The 3,232-nt window shown below is 53.5% G+C and carries 4 protein-coding genes; 3 read left to right on the top strand and 1 reads right to left on the bottom strand.

All coding sequences use genetic code 11. The features are described from left to right. Positions 1-487, bottom strand: a 487-nt coding sequence (locus PPL9_RS34455; protein ID WP_244273480.1) for a pyridoxal-dependent decarboxylase, incomplete at its 3' end; no start/stop codon positions are given. A 179-nt stretch (positions 488-666) separates the two neighbouring features. Here PPL9_RS34455 and PPL9_RS26120 point away from each other — a divergent pair. From PPL9_RS26120 to PPL9_RS32840, 3 genes are all read left to right on the top strand, one after another. Beyond that, on the top strand, positions 667-1,776 hold the full coding sequence (locus PPL9_RS26120; protein WP_057465454.1) for an ATP-dependent RecD-like DNA helicase: 1,110 nt from the start codon (positions 667-669) through the stop codon (positions 1,774-1,776). A 46-nt stretch (positions 1,777-1,822) separates the two neighbouring features. Next, entirely contained in the window at positions 1,823-2,272 is a 450-nt protein-coding gene (gene rpiB, locus PPL9_RS26115; RefSeq protein WP_057465453.1) for a ribose 5-phosphate isomerase B, read from the top strand. A gap of 146 nt (positions 2,273-2,418) precedes the next feature. Continuing rightward, positions 2,419-3,232: Tex-like N-terminal domain-containing protein (locus tag PPL9_RS32840; RefSeq protein WP_280139078.1), on the top strand; the 814-nt coding region annotated here is incomplete at its 3' end.

Here is a 3,232-nt window from a genome sequence, read left to right as displayed (position 1 = left end):
TGTGCCAGCAGACCTGAACCGGACCGCAAACCATATTGGGGTTGTCGTAGGGTTTTCCTTCTTTCTTGCGGCGATCTCTCCATGCCCATTTGAGGGCGAGCCCGCCCAGCATAGCGGCTTCAGAGGAGCCTGTGGTTGAGCAGCCGATTGTTTCTTCCGCTTCCGGGGAGTTCCAGAGGCTGGCGATGATATGAACACAGCGGGCTTCAATCTCTGCTGTTTGCGGATATTCATCCTTATCGATCATGTTCTTGTCGATGCAATCGGCCATAAGTTTGTGGACTTCATCTTCTACCCATGTGGTGCAGAAAGTGGCGAGGTTTTGCCGTGCATTGCCGTCCAGATAGAGCTCGTCGCGGACAAGGTTGTAGGCTTCTTCCGGGCTCATTCCGGTTTCTGGAATGTGCTCTTTGGCAAGTCCTTCAACTGCGCGGGCCGTGGCGTAAATGTCTGGACTTTCGCTGGCACTTGTCTTCCACAATGGCATGAGGTTGCTCCGAAAATGATTGGCTGATGCAACCCTAGCGTCAGTGCCTGAAGGCCGCGTAAGTTTCACAGGTTCAATTTGGAGTGTCCTGTTGACCTTTTTAAGAAAACGAGGGCGTTTCAGGCCAGCTTCGTTTATTACTCATTCTGGTTTGAGAAAGTTATTACAGGTGGTCTGGAATGGATTGGTCTCCGCAACAAGATGATGCACTTACTGAAGTGGCGCGCTGGTCCCGTTCGCACGGGCCGCAGGTGTTTCGCTTGTTTGGGTATGCCGGTACCGGTAAGACCACTCTGGCTCGCCATCTGGCTGAAGGGCTGGATGGAGAGGTGGCCTTTGGCGCCTTCACCGGTAAGGCCGCGCATGTGCTGCGCCAAAAGGGCTGTGCAGATGCTTCGACCATCCATTCGTTGATCTACCGTCCAAAGGGCACCAAGAAGGATGATGAGGACGAGGATGAGAGCCCTCAGTTCGCCATTAACCGCGACAGCCCTGCCGCGAAAGTGGACCTGATCATCATTGATGAGTGCTCCATGGTGGATGAGGAACTCGGGCGCGATCTGCTTTCCTTTGGCAAAAAGGTGCTGGTGCTGGGTGATCCTGCACAGCTGCCGCCGGTGCGAGGTGGAGGTTATTTCACCGAGACCGAGCCGGATATCATGCTCACCGAGGTTCATCGTCAGGCGAAAGACAATCCGATTGTGCGCATGTCCATGGATATTCGCGATGGGCAAGAGCTGGACTTTGGCCAATATGGCGACAGTTCTGTGATTTCCCGTCGGGACATCGACAAAGAACGGATCCTTGCCTCTGATCAGGTGCTGGTGGGGACCAACAAGACACGCAGGCTTTATAACGGCCGGATTCGAGACCTGAAGGGTATCACGACACAGATGCCGTCCGTTGGTGACAAACTGGTGTGCCTGCGTAACGACAAGACCAAAGGTTTGCTGAATGGTGGTCTCTGGGAAGTCTCCCGCCTGCGTCCGCCACGCGGTAACACGCTGCGCTTTGACGTTACATCAGAGGATGACATCTCCAAGAAGGCGATTAGGGTGAAGGTGCTGCCTGCGATGTTTGAGGAAGGCAGCGAACAACTCCCCTACGCCATCCGCCGCCGTGCCGACGAGTTTGACTACGGCTACGCCCTGACCGTGCACAAATCCCAGGGTTCTCAATGGGATGATGTAGTGCTGTTTGACGAGAGCTGGGCGTTTCGTGAGCACAAAACGCGCTGGCTTTATACGGCTGTAACCCGTGCAGCGCAGAAGATTACAGTGGTGCGGTAACCACCCTTTGCCGTCAAAGTGCCTTGCTAAACGGGAAAGCTATTTCATGACGACCAACAAACGCATCGTTCTTTCAAGCGACCATTCAGGCATTCCGCTTCGGCAAGTTGTGGCGGCTCATATCGCTGCGAAGGGGTGGGAAGTTGTCGATATCGGGCCGACATCGTCGGAAAGCACGCCCTATCCAAAGCATGGCGAAGCGGCTGCGCAACTTGTTGCTTCTGGTGATTGCAGGTTTGGGATTGTTTTGTGCGGTACCGGCCAAGGGATCATGATGGCTTCGAACAAGGTTAAAGGTATCCGTTGCGGGGTTTGTAGCGACACATTCTCTGCTCGTATGATCCGCGAGCACAACAATGCCAACATGCTTTCTATGGGTGTTCGCGTGATTGGCGAAGGAGTTGCACTCGATATCGTGGATGCATTCCTTTCCGCTCAGTTTGAGGGTGGGCGACATGCGATGCGAGTGGAGATGATTGAAGCGTTGGAAGTTTAGCGCTGATTGAGTGACCGAAGAGAGGGACGTTAATTTAAATAAAACTACATCTCCTTTCCCTGTGCGTATTCGTCTCTCGTACCTAGTTTTGCCCGCATTGGGGACCTAGGGTGGGCATCTGTTTTTAATAAGCCTGCGAGATTTGAATGTCTGATCTGACGTCTGTTGCTTCTTCCTCTCCTGCTAAAGCGAGTAAGCTTTCTGCTGATATTGCTTTGCGGATTTCTCAGCGTATTTCGGGTGAAATTGGCTGTGCGCCGGGGCAGGTGAATTCTGCGGTGCAGTTGTTGGATGAAGGGTCTACGGTTCCGTTTATTGCGCGTTACCGTAAAGAGGCGACAGGTGGATTGGATGATACGCAGCTGCGTACGTTGGAAGAGCGCCTGATTTATATGCGTGAGATGGAAGATCGCCGCAAAGCGATTGTTAAATCCATTGAAGAGCAGGGCAAGCTCACCGACGAGCTGGCAAAGCAGATTGCTGGTGCAGACAACAAAGCCACTCTGGAAGACCTTTACCTCCCTTACAAAAAGAAGCGCCGCACCAAAGCGCAGATCGCCCGTGAGGCTGGTATTGAGCCGCTGGCAGATTTGCTGCTGAGCGACCCGAACAAGACCCCCGAGAGTGAAGCAGGCAGCTTTGTTGATGCAGAGAAGGGCTTTGCGGACACCAAAGCGGTGCTGGATGGCGCTCGTCAAATCCTGATGGAGCGCTTTTCTGAGAACGCTCAGCTGGTTGGCAAACTGCGTAACTACGTGGCGCGTCAGGGTGCTGTGAAGGCAGAAGTTGTTGCTGGCAAAGAGCAGGAAGGTGCAAAGTTTTCTGACTACTTTGGTTATTCTGAGAATTGGAAGAGTATTCCGAGCCACCGTGCACTGGCGCTTTTGCGTGGTCGCAATGAGGGTATTCTGGCGCTGGACCTGAAGGTGGATGAGGATGATGTTTCCGTTGTGAAGCCCG

It is taken from the genome of Pseudovibrio sp. POLY-S9 (genome assembly GCF_001431305.1).
Lineage (GTDB): Bacteria > Pseudomonadota > Alphaproteobacteria > Rhizobiales > Stappiaceae > Pseudovibrio.
This window is presented reverse-complemented; position numbering and strand designations above follow the sequence as displayed.

Excerpts from the sequence above, each read along its gene's own strand:
- PPL9_RS26120 (WP_057465454.1), top strand. The coding sequence starts at position 667 with ATGGATTGGTCTCCGCAACAAGATGATGCACTTACTGAAGTGGCGCGC.
- rpiB (WP_057465453.1), top strand. The coding sequence starts at position 1,823 with ATGACGACCAACAAACGCATCGTTCTTTCAAGCGACCATTCAGGCATT.